Annotated in this window: 19 protein-coding genes; 8 read left to right on the top strand and 11 right to left on the bottom strand. The window is 66.6% G+C overall.

The window, feature by feature from the left end:
* Window positions 1-7 precede the first annotated feature (7 nt).
* Genes C8J42_RS00590 through C8J42_RS00580 form a run of 3 tightly spaced genes read left to right on the top strand, consistent with a single transcriptional unit; the run spans window position 8 to window position 2,036 of the window.
* Window positions 8-421, top strand: a complete 414-nt coding sequence (locus tag C8J42_RS00590; protein WP_207897040.1) for a DUF559 domain-containing protein — start codon at window positions 8-10, stop codon at window positions 419-421.
* Entirely contained in the window at window positions 418-1,485 is a 1,068-nt protein-coding gene (gene aroC, locus C8J42_RS00585) for a chorismate synthase (protein ID WP_133018540.1), read from the top strand. The genes C8J42_RS00590 and aroC overlap by 4 nt, the downstream gene beginning before the upstream one ends.
* A 56-nt stretch (window positions 1,486-1,541) precedes the next feature.
* Complete coding sequence (locus tag C8J42_RS00580) at window positions 1,542-2,036, top strand: hypothetical protein (protein ID WP_133018539.1); 495 nt, start codon at window positions 1,542-1,544, stop codon at window positions 2,034-2,036.
* 58 nt (window positions 2,037-2,094) lie between these two features.
* Here C8J42_RS00580 and C8J42_RS00575 read toward each other — a convergent pair whose 3' ends face one another.
* From C8J42_RS00575 to C8J42_RS00555, 5 genes are all read right to left on the bottom strand, one after another.
* Window positions 2,095-3,384, bottom strand: coding sequence for an adenylosuccinate synthase (locus C8J42_RS00575; RefSeq protein WP_133018538.1), 1,290 nt, complete (start codon window positions 3,382-3,384; stop codon window positions 2,095-2,097).
* 30 nt (window positions 3,385-3,414) lie between these two features.
* Complete coding sequence (locus tag C8J42_RS00570) at window positions 3,415-4,515, bottom strand: ATP phosphoribosyltransferase regulatory subunit (RefSeq protein WP_133018537.1); 1,101 nt, start codon at window positions 4,513-4,515, stop codon at window positions 3,415-3,417.
* Complete coding sequence (locus C8J42_RS00565) at window positions 4,512-4,874, bottom strand: endonuclease domain-containing protein (RefSeq protein WP_279388683.1); 363 nt, start codon at window positions 4,872-4,874, stop codon at window positions 4,512-4,514. Before C8J42_RS00565 ends, C8J42_RS00570 begins: the two co-directional genes overlap by 4 nt.
* A gap of 110 nt (window positions 4,875-4,984) precedes the next feature.
* Entirely contained in the window at window positions 4,985-6,562 is a 1,578-nt protein-coding gene (gene serA / locus C8J42_RS00560) for a phosphoglycerate dehydrogenase (protein ID WP_093398618.1), read from the bottom strand.
* Between the two features lie 145 nt (window positions 6,563-6,707).
* Complete coding sequence (locus C8J42_RS00555) at window positions 6,708-7,862, bottom strand: phosphoserine transaminase (RefSeq protein ID WP_133018536.1); 1,155 nt, start codon at window positions 7,860-7,862, stop codon at window positions 6,708-6,710.
* Window positions 7,863-8,072: 210 nt separating this feature from the next.
* Between C8J42_RS00555 and C8J42_RS00550 the strand changes: the two genes are divergently transcribed.
* Window positions 8,073-8,726, top strand: a complete 654-nt coding sequence (locus C8J42_RS00550; RefSeq protein ID WP_207897039.1) for an extensin family protein — start codon at window positions 8,073-8,075, stop codon at window positions 8,724-8,726.
* 46 nt (window positions 8,727-8,772) lie between these two features.
* Window positions 8,773-9,657: a TIGR00730 family Rossman fold protein gene (locus C8J42_RS00545; protein ID WP_056484830.1), complete on the top strand. Its 885-nt coding sequence runs from the start codon at window positions 8,773-8,775 to the stop codon at window positions 9,655-9,657.
* Between the two features lie 227 nt (window positions 9,658-9,884).
* Here C8J42_RS00545 and C8J42_RS00540 read toward each other — a convergent pair whose 3' ends face one another.
* On the bottom strand, window positions 9,885-10,604 hold the full coding sequence (locus C8J42_RS00540) for a cytochrome c family protein (RefSeq protein ID WP_133018535.1): 720 nt from the start codon (window positions 10,602-10,604) through the stop codon (window positions 9,885-9,887).
* 146 nt (window positions 10,605-10,750) lie between these two features.
* On the opposite strand from C8J42_RS00540, the gene C8J42_RS00535 reads away from it, so the two are divergent.
* Window positions 10,751-11,653: a prephenate dehydratase gene (locus C8J42_RS00535; protein ID WP_133018534.1), complete on the top strand. Its 903-nt coding sequence runs from the start codon at window positions 10,751-10,753 to the stop codon at window positions 11,651-11,653.
* 97 nt (window positions 11,654-11,750) lie between these two features.
* Here C8J42_RS00535 and C8J42_RS00530 read toward each other — a convergent pair whose 3' ends face one another.
* The 3 genes from C8J42_RS00530 to C8J42_RS00520 all read right to left on the bottom strand — a co-directional run bounded on the left by C8J42_RS00530 (window position 11,751) and on the right by C8J42_RS00520 (window position 14,162).
* Window positions 11,751-13,061 (bottom strand): HAMP domain-containing sensor histidine kinase, encoded by a 1,311-nt coding sequence (locus tag C8J42_RS00530; protein ID WP_133019163.1) that lies wholly within the window; start codon window positions 13,059-13,061, stop codon window positions 11,751-11,753.
* A 97-nt stretch (window positions 13,062-13,158) separates the two neighbouring features.
* Complete coding sequence (locus C8J42_RS00525; protein WP_056061146.1) at window positions 13,159-13,824, bottom strand: response regulator transcription factor; 666 nt, start codon at window positions 13,822-13,824, stop codon at window positions 13,159-13,161.
* 23 nt (window positions 13,825-13,847) lie between these two features.
* On the bottom strand, window positions 13,848-14,162 hold the full coding sequence (locus C8J42_RS00520) for a hypothetical protein (protein WP_133018533.1): 315 nt from the start codon (window positions 14,160-14,162) through the stop codon (window positions 13,848-13,850).
* A gap of 121 nt (window positions 14,163-14,283) precedes the next feature.
* On the opposite strand from C8J42_RS00520, the gene C8J42_RS00515 reads away from it, so the two are divergent.
* On the top strand, window positions 14,284-16,065 hold the full coding sequence (locus C8J42_RS00515) for an ABC-F family ATP-binding cassette domain-containing protein (protein WP_133018532.1): 1,782 nt from the start codon (window positions 14,284-14,286) through the stop codon (window positions 16,063-16,065).
* Between the two features lie 98 nt (window positions 16,066-16,163).
* A complete protein-coding gene (locus C8J42_RS00510; RefSeq protein ID WP_082452997.1) occupies window positions 16,164-16,406 on the top strand; it encodes a hypothetical protein in 243 nt (80 codons plus the stop codon).
* Between the two features lie 43 nt (window positions 16,407-16,449).
* Here the strand turns inward: C8J42_RS00510 and C8J42_RS00505 are convergent, their stop codons facing one another.
* Both C8J42_RS00505 and C8J42_RS00500 read right to left on the bottom strand, forming a co-directional pair.
* The gene (locus tag C8J42_RS00505; RefSeq protein WP_133018531.1) at window positions 16,450-17,253 is read right to left on the bottom strand and encodes a DUF815 domain-containing protein; all 804 of its coding nucleotides are present in this window, start codon (window positions 17,251-17,253) and stop codon (window positions 16,450-16,452) included.
* Window positions 17,254-17,315: 62 nt separating this feature from the next.
* The gene (locus C8J42_RS00500; protein WP_243643966.1) at window positions 17,316-19,226 is read right to left on the bottom strand and encodes a tetratricopeptide repeat protein; all 1,911 of its coding nucleotides are present in this window, start codon (window positions 19,224-19,226) and stop codon (window positions 17,316-17,318) included.
* Between the last annotated feature and the right edge of the window lie 59 nt (window positions 19,227-19,285).

Raw genomic sequence — 19,285 nt, 5'->3', positions numbered from 1 at the left:
GGGCAAGGTGAGGCAACACGACGGTACCGAAGCACTGGACCGAGCCCGAAAGCTGAGGCGCAACGCGACCGAAGCAGAAGACCGGCTGTGGTATCAACTCCGCAGCCGTCGTCTCGGCAACTTTAAATTCCGCCGCCAGGTCTGGATCGGCCCCTTCATCACCGACTTTCTCTGCATGGACGCGATGCTGGTCGTCGAGGTAGACGGCAGCCAACACCTCGATGGCGCCGCTTACGACGACAATCGAACCGCCTTCCTCGCGACCAAGGGATATCGTGTGATCCGTGTCTGGAACAACGACGTGATGCAGCGGATGGACGGTGTGCTCGCCGCGATCCTTGATGGACTTACGTGCCCGCCCTCACCCTCCCATGCTTCGCACGGGCCCCTCCCTCTCCCCGTCCGGGAGAGGGGCCAGTGAGCTTCAATACGTTTGGACGGCTGTTCCGCTTCACCACTTGGGGCGAATCCCACGGCCCTGCGCTAGGCGCGATCGTCGACGGTTGCCCGCCTGGCATCCCGATGACCGAGGCCGATATCCAACCCTGGCTCGACAAGCGTCGCCCCGGCACGTCGCGCTTCACCACGCAGCGGCGCGAGCCGGATACGGTTCGCATCCTCTCGGGCGTGTTCGAGGGGCGGACGACGGGCACGCCGATCAGCCTGATGATCGAGAATGTCGACCAGCGATCGAAGGACTACTCGGACGTCGCCAAGGCCTATCGCCCCGGCCACGCCGACTATGCCTATGACGCGAAGTACGGTTTTCGCGATTTCCGAGGCGGCGGGCGCTCGTCCGCGCGCGAGACAGCCGCACGCGTCGCAGCGGGGGCAGTCGCGCGCCTCGTCGTGCCGCAGGTCCGAGTCCGCGCCTGGGTCGAGGCGATCGGTGGCGATGCGATCGACCATGCGAACTTCGACGATGCGCAGATCGACCAGAACCCGTTCTTCTGCCCCGACGCCGAGGCCGCACTCCGTTGGGAGGCGCTCGTCGACGCGGCACGGAAGTCGGGCTCGTCACTCGGCGCGGTGATCGCGTGCGAGGCGACCGGTGTGCCGGCCGGCTGGGGCGCGCCGCTCTACGCCAAGCTCGATTCCGAACTCGCCTCCGCCTGCATGAGCATAAACGCGGTCAAGGGCATCGAGATCGGCGACGGGTTCGCCGCTGCCGCGCTGTCAGGCGAAGCGAATTCCGACCCGATGCGTCCCGGTGTCGATGGCCCGGAGTTCCTCGCCAACCATGCCGGAGGCATCGCTGGGGGCATCGCAACCGGCCAGCCGATCCGGTTGCGCGTTGCCTTCAAGCCGACCAGCTCGATCCTCACCCCGGTCGAGACGATCAGCCCGACCGGCGAGGCCGCGACGATCGCTACCAAAGGCCGTCACGACCCGTGCGTGGGCATCCGCGGAGTCCCCGTGGTCGAGGCGATGGTGGCGCTCGTACTCGCCGACCAGGCGTTACTGCATCGGGGCCAGTGCGGCTGACGCTGGAACATAAGCCGGACTTAAGCGCTTGCCCTTCAATAACATAGGAGAGCGAAATGCGTATTCTAACTTCGATCGCAGCAGCAGCGTTGATCATTCCGGGCGTGGCACTGGCACAGACGGGCACCGGCGGCTCGATGGGCGGCACCACGGGTGGCACGATGAGCGGCAGCACCATGGGCGGTTCGACCGCAGGCAGCACGACCGGCGGCATGTCGACCGGTACGATGGATCAGGCCAACCCCTCGACCAGCACCCGTTCGACCACAACGCGCACGCAGCGTGGCACCAAGGCTCGCAGCCGTACGCGCGGTACGACGTCGGGCACCATGAGCGGCACCGGCACGACGGGCAGCACGATGTCCGGCACGACCGGTAGCACGATGGGCGCCGACACGATGGGCGGCACGACTGGTACGATGGGCACCACCGGCACGATGGCCGGACCGATGGGCGGCTCGACCGGAACCACGGGCACGATGGGTGGCACGACCACCGGCACGATGGGTTCGACCACGGGCGGGACGACCGGCACGACCACCCCGCGCTGATCCGAAGTCGCTACAGTAAATGAAAAGCCGGGCGAGCGATCGCCCGGCTTTTTGCGTATCAGTCCGAGAACGGATCGCGAACGAGGATCGTGTCGGCACGCTGCGGGCTGGTCGACACCAAAGTCACCGGGCAGCGGATCAGCTCCTCGATCCGGCGGATATACTTGATCGCCTGCGCCGGCAGGTCGGCCCAGCTACGTGCACCCGCAGTCGTCTCCTGCCAGCCTTCCATTGTCTCGTAGATCGGCTCGACCAGCGCCTGGTCCGCCGCATGCGCCGGGAAATAATCGAGCGTCTCGCCGCGCAGCTTGTAGCCGGTGCAAATCGATACCGTCTCGAACCCGTCGAGCACATCGATCTTGGTCAGCGCGATCCCGGTGATGCCGCCAACCGCTGCCGCCTGCCGCACCAGCACCGCGTCGAACCAGCCGCAGCGACGCTTCCGCCCCGTGACGGTGCCGAACTCATGACCACGGACGCCCAAGCGCTCGCCCGTCTCGTTCTCGAGCTCGGTCGGGAAAGGTCCCGAGCCGACGCGCGTCGTATACGCCTTGGCGATGCCGAGCACGAAGCCGACCGCGGATGGCCCGAGGCCCGATCCGCCGGCCGCCGCGCCTGCGATCGTGTTCGACGAGGTGACGAACGGATAGGTGCCGTGGTCGACGTCGAGCAGCACGCCCTGCGCGCCCTCGAACAGGATCCGCTTGCCGGCCGAGCGCGCGGCGTTGAGATCGCGCCATACAGGCTTGGCGAACGGAAGGACGAAACCGGCGATCTCGCGCAATTCCTCGATCAAGCGCGCGCGATCGATTGGCGGCTCGCCGAAGCCGGCGCGGAGTGCGTCGTGATGCGCGGTGAGGCGATCGAGCTGCGGCCCGAGATCGTCGAGATGCGCGAGGTCGCACACGCGGATCGCACGGCGACCGACCTTGTCCTCATACGCAGGCCCGATGCCGCGACGGGTCGTACCGATCTTGCCCGCGCCGCTCGCGTCTTCGCGCAGACCGTCGAGATCGCGGTGGAACGGCAGGATCAGCGCGCAGGTATCGGCAATCCGCAGCGTCTCCGGCGTGGCGACAACGCCCTGTGCGCCCAACCGCGCGATCTCATCCTTCAGCGCCCAGGGATCGAGCACCACGCCGTTGCCGATGAACGACGGCGTGCCGCGGACGATACCCGACGGCAGCAGCGACAACTTGTACACGTTGTCGCCGACGACCAGCGTGTGGCCGGCATTGTGGCCGCCCTGGAACCGCACGACCATGTCGGCACGCTCGGCGAGCCAGTCGACGATCTTGCCCTTGCCTTCGTCGCCCCATTGCGCGCCGATGACTGCTACGTTGGCCAAACTCTATCTCCTGAGGATTACGCGCAGCGCCTACAGCGCGCGGGGCTCGCCCGCCACCCATAGATGCGTGCAGACTTGTGCTTCGGGGGTGTCGCCGGCGTCGAGAGCGGCGACGGTGACCCAGCCTTGCGCGCGCATCGCGGCGCCTTCGCTGGCTGGCGTGCCGAACGGGAGGAAGAGGCGGCGACGGTCGACGGTGGCGACACGCTCGACGAGCGCATCGGCGAACAACGAGAAGCCGGTCGCAGCTTCCTCGGCGCCGGTTTCGTGGACGACGGTGTAGGTGCCACCGCGGCCGACTTCGCGTGCGCTACCGTCCGCGAAGAGGGAGAAGCCGAGCCACGTCTGGTATTCGAAGCCATGCCGCTCGGTCGGGTCGAGCGTCAGCGCAACGCGGCCACCAATCGCTTCAGCAATGCGCGCGAGACCGTCGAGGCGCGAAGCCAGCGCACCGGTCGTGTCGAACGCACGGAGGCGGTCCATCGCTTGGTCAAACGGCCCGGCGGCTTCGATCAGCGGGAGGTAGGCGGGGGCGAGCGCGGCGACGGCACCGGCATCTTTCGCATCGAGCCGGTCGCGCAAGGTAGCGATCTGCTCAGGTGCGACGGGGAGCGGGCCGGCAGCGAGCGTCGGCACTAGGTCGGGGAGCGTGAAGTCGATCGACGCGCCGGTGACATCAGCGGCGGCGATCATGTCGACCGCGACCGCGACCAATTCTTGCGCGGCGGCAACCGAATCGAGCCCGATCAACTCGCAGCCGATCTGCCGAGTCTCACGCGCGGGCGCGAGCTGCGACGCGCGCAGTTTCAACACGGAGCCAGCATAGCTCAGCCGAACCGGCCGAGGGTGATGCCCCATCCGAGTGGCGGCGATCCGCGCGACCTGTGCAGTGATGTCCGGCCGGATCGCGAGCGTCCGCTGCGACACCGGATCGACGAAGCGCACTGCGTCGTGAAGGCCGCCGGCTTTGAGGCGCATCTCAAGCCCATCGGCAAATTCGGCGAGCGGCGGATCGACGCGCTCATAGCCGTGGAGACGCGCTGCTTCGAGCACGCGGGCTTCCAGCGCCGCGGCCGAATCGGCGAACGGGGGGAGGCGATCTCGGAAGCCTTCGGGGAGGAGTGCGGTCATCGTGTCAGGTCCACGCGTGTGACAAGTGCATCGCCCAACACCTGCAAAACGCCTTCGAGGTTGGTCATCACATCGGTATTGGCGAAACGGATCACCCGATATCCCTGCTCTTCCAGCCACGCCGTCCTGCGGGCGTCGCGTGCTTGGTCGGTGTGCGTATCGCCGTCAAGCTCGACGACCAGCATGTGCGAACGCGCGACGAAATCAGCGATAAACGCGCCGATCACGACCTGGCGGGTGAACTTCACGCCTTGGAAGCGCTTGGCGCGAACTTCGTACCAAAACCGCATTTCCGGCCCGGTCTGCCCGGACCGCATCGCCTTCGCCCGGCCCAACATGCTGTCATCGGTTTTGGGCACGACTCCCTCTCCCCTATGGGGAGAGGGCCGGGGAGAGGGGCCGCCCCAAACGCCACCTCCTGGTACTGCCCCTCTCCCCTACCCTCTCCCCAAGGGGAGAGGGAGTCTTGTTAGAAGTTGAGGCCCATTGCGGTCTTCACGCCGGGGAGCGCGCGAACCTTCGTCAGCAAGTCCGGCGTCACGGCTTCGTCGACCGACAGCAGCAACACCGCTTCGCCACCGGCAGACCGGCGCCCAAGATGGAACGTCCCGATATTCACCCCAGCCTCGCCAAGCGCAGTCCCGAGACGCCCGATGAACCCCGGCGCATCCTCGTTGACGACGTACAGCATTGGCCCCGCCAGATCGGCCTCGATCTTGATCCCCAGCAGTTCCACCAGACGCGGCGCCGAATCGCCAAACAACGTGCCGGCAACAGACCGCTCGCCATCCTCGGTCTTCACCGAGACGCGCAGCAGCGTGTGGTAATCCGCCTCACGCTCGGTGCGAACTTCACGCACCTCGAGGCCACGCTCGCGCGCCAGCACCGGCGCGTTGACCATGTTGACGGTCGCGGTCTGCGTCTGGAGATACCCGGCGAGCACCGCGCTCACGATCGGCTTCGCGTTCAGGTCTGCCGCCGCGCCCTCGGTATGCACCGAAATCCGCGACACCGCGCCCGTCGTCAACTGGCCGACCAGCGACCCCAGCTTCTCCGCCAGCGCCATGTACGGCTTCAGCTTCGGGGCTTCCTCCGCCGACAGCGACGGCATGTTGAGCGCATTCGTGACGCCGCCCGACATCAGGAAATCGGCCATCTGCTCGGCGACCTGGATCGCGACGTTGACCTGCGCCTCCGTGGTCGACGCGCCGAGATGCGGCGTGCTGACGAAGTTCGGCGTGTTGAACAACGGCGATGCCTTGGCGGGCTCCTCGACGAACACGTCGAGCGCGGCGCCGCCGACCTGCCCCGAATCGAGCGCCGCCTTCAGCGCGACCTCGTCGATCAGGCCGCCGCGCGCGCAGTTGATGATGCGCACGCCCTTCTTGGTCTTGGCGAGCGCCTCGGCCGAAAGGATGTTGCGCGTCTGGTCGGTCAGCGGCGTGTGCAGCGTGATGAAGTCGGCGCGCGCGAGCAGTTCGTCGAGCGTGACCTTCTCGACGCCGATCTCGATCGCGCGCTCGGGCGTCAGGAACGGATCGAACGCGACGACCTTCATCTTCAGGCCACGCGCACGGTCGGCGACGATCGAGCCGATATTGCCCGCACCGATCAGGCCGAGCGTCTTCGACGTCAGCTCGACGCCCATGAAGCGGTTCTTCTCCCACTTGCCGGCCTGCGTCGAGGCGTCCGCCTCGGGCAGCTGGCGGGCGAGCGCGAACATCAGCGCGATCGCGTGCTCGGCGGTGGTGATCGAGTTGCCGAACGGGGTGTTCATCACGACCACGCCCTTCGCCGACGCGGCGGGGATATCGACGTTGTCGACGCCGATCCCGGCTCGGCCGACGACCTTCAGGTTGGTGGCGTGCTCGAGGATTTCCTTGGTCACCTTGGTCGAGCTGCGGATCGCGAGGCCGTCATACTCGCCGATGATCGCGATCAGCTCGGCTGGCGTCTTGCCGGTGATCTCATCGACCTCGACGCCGCGCTCGCGGAAGATCTGCGCCGCACGGGGATCCATTTTGTCGGAAATGAGGACTTTTGGCATGGGATTGCTCCTGGGAATTCGGTGAATTGGCGGCGCGCCTTCCGTTCCGTTCCATCCACCTCCGTCATCCCGGCGTGCGCCGGGATGACGGAATGGGGGTGGTTGTTGGAAGGAAGGCTAAAGGAAGCGGTAACGGTAGGTTGGTTTAGGCCGCCTTGGCGGTCGCGTAGGCCCAGTCGAGCCAAGGGCCGAGCGCTTCGATATCGGCGGTGTCGACGGTCGCGCCGCACCAGATACGCAAGCCCGGAGGCGCATCGCGGTACCCGGCGACGTCATACGCAGCCCCCGCCTTCTCCAGCGCCGAGGCCATCGCCTTGATCAACGCCTCGTCCGCACCCTCGACCGTAAGGCACACGCTGGTCTTCGACCGCGTCGCCGGATCGACCGCCAGATGCCCCAGCCAATCGCGCTCCGCGACGATCTTGTCCAACGCCGCCGCATTCGCATCCGACCGCTTGATCAAGCCATCTTCGCCCAGCGACTTCGCCCATTCCAGGCTGAAGATCGCATCCTCGACCGCCAGCATCGACGGCGTATTGATCGTCTCGCCCTTGAACACGCCCTCGGTGAGCTTGCCCTTCGAGACCAAGCGGAACACCTTCGGCAGCGGCCAAGCCGGCGTATACGTCTCAAGCCGCTCGACCGCGCGCGGCCCGAGGATCAGTACGCCGTGCGCGCCCTCGCCGCCGAGCACCTTCTGCCACGAGAAGGTCGCCACATCGATCTTCGTCCAGTCGATATCGTACGCGAACACGCCAGAAGTCGCATCGGCGAACGAGAGACCCTCGCGGTCGGCCGGGATCCAGTCCGCGTTCGGCACGCGCACGCCGCTGGTGGTGCCGTTCCAGGTGAACAGCACGTCGTTCGACCAGTCGACCGCGTCCAGGTCGGGCAGCTGGCCGTAATCGGCGCGCACCACCGTGGGGTCGATCTTGAGCTGCTTCACGGCATCCGTGACCCAGCCCTCGCCGAAGCTCTCCCACGCGAGCGCGGTGACGGGCTTTGCGCCGAGCATCGTCCACATCGCCATCTCGTACGCGCCGGTGTCGGAGCCGGGGACGATGCCGATGCGGTGCGTGTCAGGGAGCTTCAGCAGTTCGCGCATCAGGTCGATGCTGTACTGGAGACGGGTCTTGCCGATCTTCGAGCGATGCGACCTACCCAGCGAGTCGGTGGCAAGCTTGTCCGCGGACCAACCCGGAGGTTTCGCGCAGGGACCGGAGCTGAAAAAGGGACGTGCCGGCTTCGTAGCGGGCAGTGCAGGCGCATCTGTAGCGGGTGCGTAGGTCGTATCAGTCATTTATCTCTCCTCACAGAGAGCACGCGCGGCGTTGGGACCGCGTGGCCCGTCGCCGGCCCTAACGGCGTTCGCGGGAGTGTCAACCTTCGCTTCTCCGTTCGCCCTGAGCGAAGTCGAAGGGTACCATCCCGCGCTACCAGGTGCTTCGACTGCGCTCAGCACGAACGGAGAAAGGATGACAAGCAGGGCCAAGGCAGTGATTATACGGGCATGTATCGCGTATTTTATCCCCTTCTCGTCATCCTCGCGCTTGCCGCCTGCGGACGCGCCGATCGCCCCGCGGCGCCAACCAAGACCCGCCCCAATCTCTCCGTCCCGAGCAACCGCGAAACCGCGCAGTGCCTCGCCGACCTGCGCGAGTTGCACGTCTCGTTCCAGGTCCTGCCCGACCGCGAAACCGGTCCCGGCTGCGGGCTCGCCGGCACCGTCAAGTTGGTAGATATCGGTGTGCCGGTCGCCAACCTCACCGCGGTCCGCTGCGGGGCGGCGCGCGCGTTGATCGGCTGGACGCGCAACGCGGTCGCACCGGCCGCGTACCAAATGCTCGGCAGCGAACTCGCGCGGGTCGACAGCATGGGGAGCTACGCGTGTCGCAACGTCGTCGGCTCCACGCGCGGTCCCACCCGGCGATCGGGCCACGCGATCGCCAACGCGATCGATATCGGCGGGTTCGTGCTGAAGGATGGGCGGCGAATCACCGTGCTGAACGACTGGAACTCGTCCGACCCGCAGGTCCGGCAATTCCTCCAGACGATCCGCGGGTCGGCGTGCAAACGATTCGGGACCGTTCTCAGCCCCGACTACAACGCCGCGCATCGCAACCACCTCCATCTCGAAGACGACCGCGCCAATTTCTGCCGCTAGCGCACCGCTCTAGCCCTCCCCTCGCGTTTCCTCTAATCGCGCCTGAATGACCGATACACGAGTACCATCGCGCGTTTTTCCGAACGCCAGCCAGGATGCCGAGTCCGCCCGCGACTCCGTTTCCACACCCCAGACGCAGCACCCGCATTACCGGCTCGCCTTCCAGGACATGGATTTCCTGTTGCGCGAAGACCTGCGGCCGGTGCGGTTCCAGCTCGAACTGCTGAAGACCGAACTCGTCCTCGACGAGGCGAAGATCGGTTCGACGTTCGTGTTCTACGGCTCCGCGCGCATTCCCGAGCCGTCGAAGGCGCAAGCGCTACTGAAGCTCGCTACGGATGAGAAGTCGAAGAAGATCGCCGAGCGACTGGTCGAGAAGTCGAAATATTACGACGTCGCGCGCGAGCTGGCGGCCAAGGTCAGCGTCCTGCCGCGCGACGAGCGTGGCTGGCGGCAGTTCGTGGTGTGCTCAGGGGGCGGTCCGTCGATCATGGAAGCCGCCAATCGCGGCGCGGACGACGTCGGCGCCGAGTCGATCGGCCTGAACATCGTCCTGCCGCACGAGCAGGCGCCGAACCCGTACGTCACGCCGTCGCTGTCGGTACAGTTCCACTATTTCGCGCTGCGAAAAATGCACTTCCTGCTGCACGCACGCGCGCTCGCAGCGTTTCCGGGCGGGTTCGGGACGTTCGACGAGCTGTTCGAACTGCTGACGCTGATCCAGACGGGCAAGATCCAGCCGATTCCCGTTCTGCTGTTCGGGCGTCAGTTCTGGGAGCGGGTCGTGAACTTCGACGCGCTGGTCGAGGAAGGCGTCGTCAGCGAGAAGGATCTGGGGATCTTCCGCTACGTCGAGACGGCGGACGAGGCTTGGGACGCGGTGCAGTCGTTCTATCGCGAGCGGGCGGAGAAGGAAGCCGCCGAGGGCTAAGCTTTCTCGCGGTTCCAACTACCACCCATTCCGTCATCCCGGCGCACGCCGGGACCCATGGACACGAAGCGTCCGTTTATGACGCTGACCGCAACCGTGGGTCCCGGCTTCCGCCGGGATGACGGAATGGAGCGGGATCGGACCGTACACGGTGCCCCTAATCTTGGAACAACCCTCCCGCGCTAGTGGCAGGGTGAATCCAGGCCGATCATTCCGGCCTGGAACCATTACTTCTCCGAGCGGGCGCCCTTGCGGGCTGCTTCCGGATCGACCGACGGCGCACCCGAGGCCGGCGTTCCGGTATTCGCGATATCCGCAGTCGGCGCGCCCTTCGTAGCCGCAGCTTCCGCCGCATTCGCCGTCGCCGGTTGATCCTTAGCCGCCGCATCCTTGCCAGCCGCCGGAGCAACGCCAACCGCAGGTGCCGCCGGCAACGGCAGGTTCGAACCCTGCTGGTTCAGATACAGGATCACGTTCGCGCGGTCCTGCGCATTGCCGAGCCCCGCAAACGTCATCTTCGTCCCCGGCGCGAACTTGCGCGGCGAGGTCAGCCAAGCGTTCAGCTTGTCAAAGTCCCACTTGCCGCCGATCCCGGCCAGCGCCGACGAGAAGGCGTACCCGGCCTTGCCCTTGGCGATTTCCTCACCGACCGTGCCGTACAGGTTCGGGCCGACGCCGTTCGCGCCGCCCTGGTTGATGGTATGGCAGGCGGCGCACTTCTTGAACACTTCGGCGCCCTTGGCGGCGTCGGCGGTCGGCAGCAACGAGGCGATCGGCACTTCGGCGGCCGCACCCTCGCCGCCCTCGGCAACGACGCCCTCGATCGCATAGCCCATCTTCTCGGGGCGCTCGCCGTGGAACATCATCCCGCCGACGATCGACAGCCCAAGCGCCGCACCACAGCCTGCGAGCACCCAGCCGGCGATCGTATTGGTCCGATTGTCCATCTTGTGCATCCGCCCTGTTCTGTTTGGGATAGCCATAGAAAACGCGAGCGCGCACCGCAAGCCGCGCTTGAAGGGCGGGTGTATGGCGGGCGGCGGCGCTTTACGCGGCTTGAACAGGCAGGCAGCGCGCTTTAGGCGCTCGGCGCATGGAAAACTTCGCCGCACCCGCCCGCCCGATCGTCGCGCGGATGACCGACGCCGCCGCCGCCGAGCCCGCGCGCGCCGTCGCGTTCCAGGGTGCACCGGGCGCGAACAGCCATGTCGCCGCGGTCGAGGCGTTCCCGGACGGCCTGCCCCTGCCCTGTTTCGATTTCTCCGACGCAATCGACGCGGTGAAGGACGGCCGCGCCGATTGCGCGATCATCCCGATCGAGAATTCGCTGCACGGCCGCGTCGCCGACATCCATTTCCTGCTCCCCGAATCGGGGCTGGTGATCACCGGCGAGCATTTCCTGCCGATCCGCCATGCGCTGATGGCATGCGGCCCGCGCGACGGCATCCGCAAGGCGATGAGCCATCCGCAGGCGCTGGGCCAATGCCGGCACTGGCTGAAAGCACACGGGATCGAGCCAGTCAGTTATCCCGACACCGCAGGCGCGGCGGCAGTGGTGGCGGAGTTGGGCGACCCGGCGATCGCCGCACTCGCGCCGCCTGCCGCGGCCGCGCTATATGGTCTCGATCTGCTCGCGACCGACATCGCCGATGCGGACCACAATATGACGCGGTTCGTCGTACTGGCCCGCGGTGGCAAGCCTCCCGCGGCGCAGGAGCCGGTCGGTGGCGAATGGATGACGACGCTGATCTTCGAGGTCAGGAACGTCCCCGCCGCGTTGTACAAGGCGGTCGGCGGCTTCGCGACCAACGGCGTAAACATCACCAAGCTGGAGAGCTACCAGCGCAACGGCAGCTTCTCCGCGACGGAATTCTATGCGGACGTGGTCGGCAAGCCGGGCGACGCGAACCTCGGCCATGCGCTGGAGGAACTGGGGTTCCATTCGAAATGGCTGCGCGTGCTGGGCACGTACCGCCAGGCGCGATCGCGGGGGTAGTCCGTGCCGTTCTCCTGCGGACGCAGGAGCCCAGGGTCACAAGCGCCGTCGCTCTCGACCCTGGATTCCTGCGTTCGCAGGAAAACGGGACTAAGTGCTAGTTCGCTGCCGGCAACCTCAACCGCACCAGCAAGCCACCAAGATCCTCGCTCTCCTCCAGCGCAACCGTCCCCTCGTAGATCTCCGCCACATCGCGCACGATCGCCAGCCCGAGCCCCGTCCCCGGCTTCCCCGTATCCAGCCGCACGCCGCGATCGAAGATACGCACCCGCTCCTCCTCCGGAATACCGATGCCGTCATCCTCGACCAGGAACTCGACGAAGCCCGCCTGCGCACCGACCGTCACGAACACGCTGCCGCCACCATATTTCGCGGCGTTCTCGATCAGATTGCCGAGCATCTCGTCGAGATCCTGCCGCTCGACATGCACCTGCAACCCGCGAGGCCCGGTCACGTCGATCCGGACATGCCGGTACAGCCGGCCGACAGCCCGCTCGACCGACTCCAGGCTCGGCCAAACATCCGCACGACTATGCGCAGATCCACGCCGCCCGACGGCCCGCGCCCGCGCGAGGTGGTGGTCGACCTGCCGCCGCATCGTCCGCGCCTCGCGGATGACCGTGTCGGCGAGGTCGTCCGACTGCGCCGTCGCCGCGTTCATGATCACCGTCAGCGGCGTCTTCAGCGCGTGCGCGAGGTTGCCGGCATGCCGCCGCGCTTCCTCCGCCTGGCGCTCGTTATGCTCGATCAGCGCGTTCAGTTCCTCGACCATCGGCGCGACCTCGACCGGCATCGCACTCGACACGCGGTTCGACTGGCCGGCGCGCATCCGCGCGATCTCCTCGCGCACCCGCCGCAACGGCCACAGGCCGTAGAAGGTCTGCAGCGCCGCCATCACGATCAGCCCGAGCGCGAGCAGCGCGAAGCTCCGCACCAGCGTCCGCCGCAACGTCGTGATCTGCGCATCGAGCCCGTCGCGGCTCTGCGCCACCTGGAACCGCCAATGCACCTTCGACCCGGGGATCACCGCGTCCCGCTCGACGACGCGAAGCTTCTCGTCCGGAAACTGCGTGCTGTCGTAGAAATGCGCGTTGCGGTCGTCATGCGTCCCGCCGAACGCGAGCCGCCGATCCCATAGCGAACGCGACGGGAAATCCTCGCGCCCCTTGCCCGATACCTGCCAGTACAGCCCTGAATACGGCTCGACGAACCGCTGGTCGGCCGCAGCCTCGCGCGAGAAGATCACTTCGCCGTCAGGGCCGATCTCGGATGAATTGAGCAGCGACCGCAGCACATATTCGAGCTGGTCGTCGAAATTGCGCGTCACCGCCGCGGACAGCACCCGGTCGAGCGCGAACCCGCCGCCGCTGAGCAGCACGCCGATCCACACTGCCGCGATCAGAATCATCCGCCGCGACAGCGATCCCTTGACCGCGGCAGCCACCCGGATCGGCCCGTCCGCTATCGGCGTGTCTGTGACCGGCGCGCTGTCCATCGTCAGCCGATCAGGCGTCCGGATCTTCGAGGCTGTAGCCAAGCCCGCGGATCGTCGTGATCACGTCCTGGCCGAGCTTCTTGCGGATGCGCGTGACGAACACTTCGATCGTGTTCGAATCGCGATCGAAATCCTGGTCGTAGATATGCTCGATCAGCTCGGTGCGGCTGACGACCTTGCCCTTGTGGTGCAGCAGATAGCTCAGCAGCTTGTACTCCTGCGCCGTCAGCTTCACCGGCTCGCCGGCGCGCGTCACCTTGCCGCTGCGCGTGTCGAGGCGGATGTCGCCCGCGGTCAGCTCGGACGAGGCATTGCCCGACGCGCGGCGGATCAGCGCCCGCAGACGCGCGATCAGTTCCTCGCTCTGAAACGGCTTGGCGACGTAATCGTCCGCGCCCGCATCAAGGCCCGCGACCTTGTCCGACCAGCTGTCACGCGCGGTGAGCACCAGCACGGGCATCGTCTTGCCCTCCTTGCGCCAGCGATCAAGCACCGTCAGCCCGTCGATCTCCGGCAGGCCCAGATCGAGCACGACCGCGTCGTAATTCTCGGTCGAGCCTAGGAAATGCCCTTCCTCGCCATCGACCGCGAGGTCGATCGCATAGCCGGCCCCTTCCAGGGTATTCTTCAATTGCTGGCCGAGATTCGGTTCGTCCTCGACGATCAGAACGCGCATGACAATCCTCTCGATTACAGTGTTCAGCGACCCGTGCGGCCGACGATCTGGCCGTTACGGCCATCCACGTCGACCCAGATGACGGTTCCATCGCGCAGGAATTTCAGCGTGTAAATGGCGCTGCCCGAATCGTAGTCCGAGCCGAGATACTGCGCGCCCCGCATCGTCGGGATCACGCGCGACTCGATCTCGCGCAAAGACGGCGCTCCGGTCTTGCGCGCCTGCAACGCCGACATCTGGTCGCTGCGGCGCTGCGGAGGCTCGCCCGCCAGCATGGGGGCGGCACCCGTCAGAAACGGCGCAGCGGCCAGGGTTGCAAGGAAAAGCAGCATCTTCATGGCGGTGGCATAGGCCTCCCGCATTGAACAGCCTGTGAATGATCGCGACAGGCCGCCGACAGCACGAAGCCCACGCGGTGTAACTTGCCTGCATCACTTCGCCCCCCTACGTGGCGCGAACATGGCAGCACCAATCTTAGCATTCGAAGGCCTCGGCCTCGTCCAGGGCTCGGGATGGCTCTTTCGCAATCTCGACATCCATATCGGACCGCGCGACCGGCTCGCGTTGATCGGCCGCAACGGCGCCGGCAAGACGACCTTGCTCAAACTGCTCGGCGGCAGCGTCCAGGCGGACGAGGGACGCAGGACGATCGTCCCCGGCACCCGCGTCGTCATTCTCGATCAGGAGCCAGATCTGCGCGGTTTCGCGACGCTGCGCGACTATGTGATGGCGGGCGACGATGCGCCGGTGAACTACGAGGCGGATTCGATCGCCGACCAGCTCGGCATCGACCTGTCGCGCGAGGCGGCTTCCGCCTCGGGTGGCGAGCGGCGTCGCGCGGCGATCGTCCGCGCGCTGTCGCAGGACCCTGATGTGCTGCTGCTAGACGAGCCGACCAACCATCTCGACATCGGTGCGATCGAATGGATCGAGGACTGGCTCAAGCGCTTCCGCGGCGCGTTCGTCGTCATCAGCCATGACCGTACCTTCCTGACGCGGCTCACCAAGCAGACGCTGTGGCTCGATCGCGGCGCGATTCGGCGTGCCGAGATCGGCTTCGGCGGGTTCGAGGCGTGGACCGAACAGGTCTATGCCGAGGAACAGCGCCAGGCCGAGAAGCTCGATGCGCGGCTGAAGCTTGAGGAGCATTGGCTGCTGCGCGGCGTAACCGGGCGGCGCAAGCGCAACCAGGGGCGTCTCACCAAGCTGCACGAGATGCGCGCCGAACGCGCCTCGATGATCGGACCGCAGGGCTCGGCGAACCTGACGACCGCCAGCGACGACACGAAGTCGAAGGTCGTGATCGACGCCAAGAACGTCACGAAGGTCTACGGCGACCGCACGATCATCGGCGACCTTACGTTGAGGGTCACGCGCGGCGACCGCATCGGCATCGTCGGTCGCAACGGCGCAGGCAAGTCGACGCTGTTGAAGCTGCTGACCGGCGAAATCCAGCCCGACAGCGGCACGATCAAGCTGGCGCAGACTCTCGACGCTGTGGTGATCGACCAGCAGCGCAGCCTGATGGCGCCCGAGAAGACGGTGCGCGAAGTCGTCGTCGACGGCGGCGAGTGGATCGACGTGCTCGGCGTGCGCAAGCACATCCACGGTTACCTCAAGGACTTCCTGTTCGACCCGAACATGGTCGATGCGAAGATCGGCTCACTGTCGGGTGGCGAACGCTCGCGACTCCTGTTGGCGCGCGAGTTCGCCAAGCCATCCAACCTGCTAGTGCTCGACGAGCCGACCAACGATCTCGATCTCGAGACGCTTGACCTGTTGCAGGAGGTGATCGGCGATTACGACGGCACCGTGCTGATCGTCAGCCACGACCGTGACTTTCTCGACCGCACCGTGACGATCACGCTCGGCCTCGATGGCTCGGGCACGGTAGATGTCGTTGCGGGCGGCTACGAGGATTGGGAAAAGCGTCGCGTGTCGACGACGACCGGCAAGCGTGCTTCGAAGAAGGTCGCGGCGACCGCCCCCGTCGCTGCGGCGCCCCGCGCGAAACTGACCTACAAGGACCAGCGCGACTACGAGATGCTGCCCAAGCGAATCGAGGAACTCGACGCGCAGATGGCAGCCGATGCGGTCAAGCTGGCGAAGCCCGACCTCTACATGCGCGACAATGCGACGTTCGCGAAGCTGACCAAGGCGATGGATGCTGCCCGCGCCGAAAAGGAGGCCGCCGAGCTGCGTTGGCTCGAGCTTGCAGAAATGGTTGAGGGAACTTCTTGAACTAGATTTAGCTGGACGTTTCCATCTTCGGTCAATACGGGAACCACGGTGTGATTGCTGCGTTGCGGCAGTTCTGTTTGTTTAATGCGGAGATGTATATGAAGCTCAAGGCCCTTACCGGCGGCGCACTTGCCGTTGCAATGATGACCACCTCGGTTGCAGCGTCGGCTGCTCCTGCCAGCCTGTCGGTTGCGAACGCACGCGTTGGCTCGGCAACGTCCGGCAAGAACGAGCTCGCAGGCGGCGGCGGCATCTTCGCCCTCCTGATCGTAGCTGGCGTTGCAGCGATCGGCGTTATCGCCATCGTCAACGACAACAACGACGATTCGGACAGCAACTGATGTTGCCGGGCCGGTGCTTCGGCACCGGCCCGCCGTTTTGAGATTACAACGCCTTGCCAGCGCGACCGGCTAGATCGACCATATATTGCCACGCGACGCGGCCCGAGCGGCTGCCCCGACGTGTAGCCCAACCGATGGCCTCGCCCGGTTCGAACTCCAGATCATGTGTCGCCGCATAGGCCGCAACGATCGCAAGATACCCTTCCTGATCAAGTGCATGAAAGCCAAGGCTGAGGCCAAAGCGATCCGATAGCGCCAGATGATCGTCCGCCGAGTCGCGCGGATTGATCGCGCTTTCCTGTTCGGCGATGTCCCGCGGCGCCAGATGTCGGCGATTGGCGGTCACCAGCAATCGGACATTGGCAGGCCGGGGTTCCGCCCCACCCTCCAGCATCGACCGGAGCGCACGCGCCTCGGCCGGAACATCGAACCCGAGATCGTCGACGAATACGACGAATGCGCGCCTTACCTGCGCCAACGCCGCGAACAGCGTCGGCAGCCCGGCAAGCTCGGTGACCTCGACCAGCGCAATGTCGCCGCCCGAACCCTGCACGTCCGCCACCGCACTTTTGACGAGCGCCGACTTGCCGGTTCCCCGTGCGCCCCACAGCAGGACGTCCTGCGCGGCATGCCCCGCCGCGAGATGGCGCAGATTGGCGAGCAGCGACGCCTTCTGGCGATCGACACCGATCAGCATATCCAGCGGCAACGGCGCAAACCCGCGCGCGGGCTGGAGCACTCCACCACGCCAGACATACGCAGGATGCGCGCGCGGATCGGCGGCCGGCGGCGGGGGTGGCGACAGGCGCTCGAGTGCGGCGGCGATGCGGTCCAGCGGATCGGTCATGCGCGGCTTCTGACGACACGCCTTCCCAGAGGCAAGGGTTCCGAGGGCAAGACCGGTAGCGTTCAGCCAAGCTGGCGGCGATGGCCTGCAATCACCGCATCGCCCGGCGCGAGTCGGACCGCCTTGTCGAGTAGTTGCCGGGCACCTTCACTATTCCCGCTCGCCGCCAAGGCGATACCGTAGGCGTCCGCCGCGGCCGCGTTCATCGGCGCGAGGCTATACGCAGCCTTGCCATAGCGCACCGCGATGGCGCCATCGTCGCTGCCCGCGTAGGCCACAGCCAAGTCGATCAAGACGCCACCATCGCGATTGCCGACCCGACGCCGCACCCCCTCAAGCGTCTCGATCGCCTTGTCCCAATCCCTCGACGCGACCTGCCAATGCCCCAACAGGCGCAATCCGGTCAAGCTTTGCGGGTTCTGCGACAGATACAGCGCCAGCGAGGCCGCTGCGTCCTGCGCGCGCCCAGCCCGGCCAAGCGCATCGACCAGACGCAGCATCGTCGGTTCGTCGAACGATAGATCCGCCACCCGCGCATAGACCCCGGCCGCCTCGGGATAGCGCCCGGCAACACCCAGTGCGTCCCCAAGCGCCAGTTGCGCGGCAGGTGCGCCGGGGCTCGCCGTGACGAGCGCACGCGCCCGAGCAATTGCGCCGACAGTATCCCCACGCGCGATCTGGCCGCGGATCAACCCCAGCACATAGGTCGGGTCGTTCGACGCAGCATCGGCAACGGCCAACAACGCACCGGTCGAATCGTCCGTACCGAAGATCGCAGCAGGCGCCGTCCGTCCCCCCGCCGCACGATCGATGAACTGCGCCGCTGTTGACGTATCCCCGGTCGCCTCGAACGCCCGAGCGATCGTCGTCAGCGCATAGCCGTCCGCATCGGCGCGCAGCCCGATCGGCCGCAGCACGCCCAACGCCGCCTGCGCATCCCCCGACCGGAGCAACGCCGCCCCCAGCAATCGGCGCGCGGTAACGTTGAGCGGCTGGATCGCGACCAGCTGTCGCCACGTGACCGCCGCCTGTTCGAACTTGCCTTCCGCATAATCGAGACTGCCCGACAGCAGCATCGCACCCGGCAAGCCGGCAACCGCGCCCTCGGTTCGTTGCAGCAGTCCGCGCGCCAGATCGCTGCGTCCTGCGCGCGCGGCCAATACAGCCTGGAGATACAACGCCTGCGGGCTGCCCGGCCGCGCCAACAGCGCGCGACGCGTCGCCGCCAGCATGTCGGCATTCCGCCCCGCCTCGCCCAGCGTTGCCGCATATTCGATCAGCGCGGGGTGATAATAGGCGTCGCGCTGCAACGCTGCCTCGAACCACGGTAGCGCGGCGACGAGCCCGTAGCGGCTGCGAACGACCTCCCCCTGCAACGTCAGCGCCGCCGGTTCGCCCCGCGCCAGCGTAACAGCGCGCGCCGCCGCGACCGACGCGCCGCCGACATCGCCCGCCGTCAACCGGATGCGGCCAAGATCCGTCCACGCCGCGCCGTCGTTCGGCACCCGATCGAGCAGCGTCCGAAGCACCGCCTGCGCCTCTACCGGCTTGCCTTGCGACGCCAGCGCCCGTGCCTGGATTCGCGCAGCGTACCCGGCATACCGCGGTTGCGCCTGCGCAGCCTCGTCGATCGCGTCATCGGGGTCGCCCTGCAGCAATCGCGCATGTGCCTGAAGCTGATGCAGGCGATCCGCCGGCAACCCCGCGTCGGTCGCCCGCGCCAGTTCCGCCTCCGCCGCAAGCCCGTCGCCGAGTTCGAGATACGCGCGCGCCAGCACCGCATGCGCGATCCCCAACGTCGGGGCAGCCTTGATCGCGGCCTGCGCGTTGGTCCGCGCGGCACTGTAGTTCCCTGCTCCCAACGTCGTCAGGCTGTCGACCAGCGACCGGCGCGCATCTGGCCGTGGCGGACGGGTCGCGAGGGCGATCGCGATACCGACGATCAGCAGACACAGGACGCCGATCGTAATCAAGCGTGTATATCTCGCGGTAACGACGCCGCGCATTTTCAGGCGCCGACGCCGGCCCCGGC

Origin of the sequence: Sphingomonas sp. PP-CE-1A-559, assembly GCF_004340965.1 — a bacterium.
GTDB lineage: Bacteria > Pseudomonadota > Alphaproteobacteria > Sphingomonadales > Sphingomonadaceae > Sphingomonas.
Note: the sequence above shows the minus strand (reverse complement) of the source record. Positions and strands in the feature narration are given on the sequence as shown.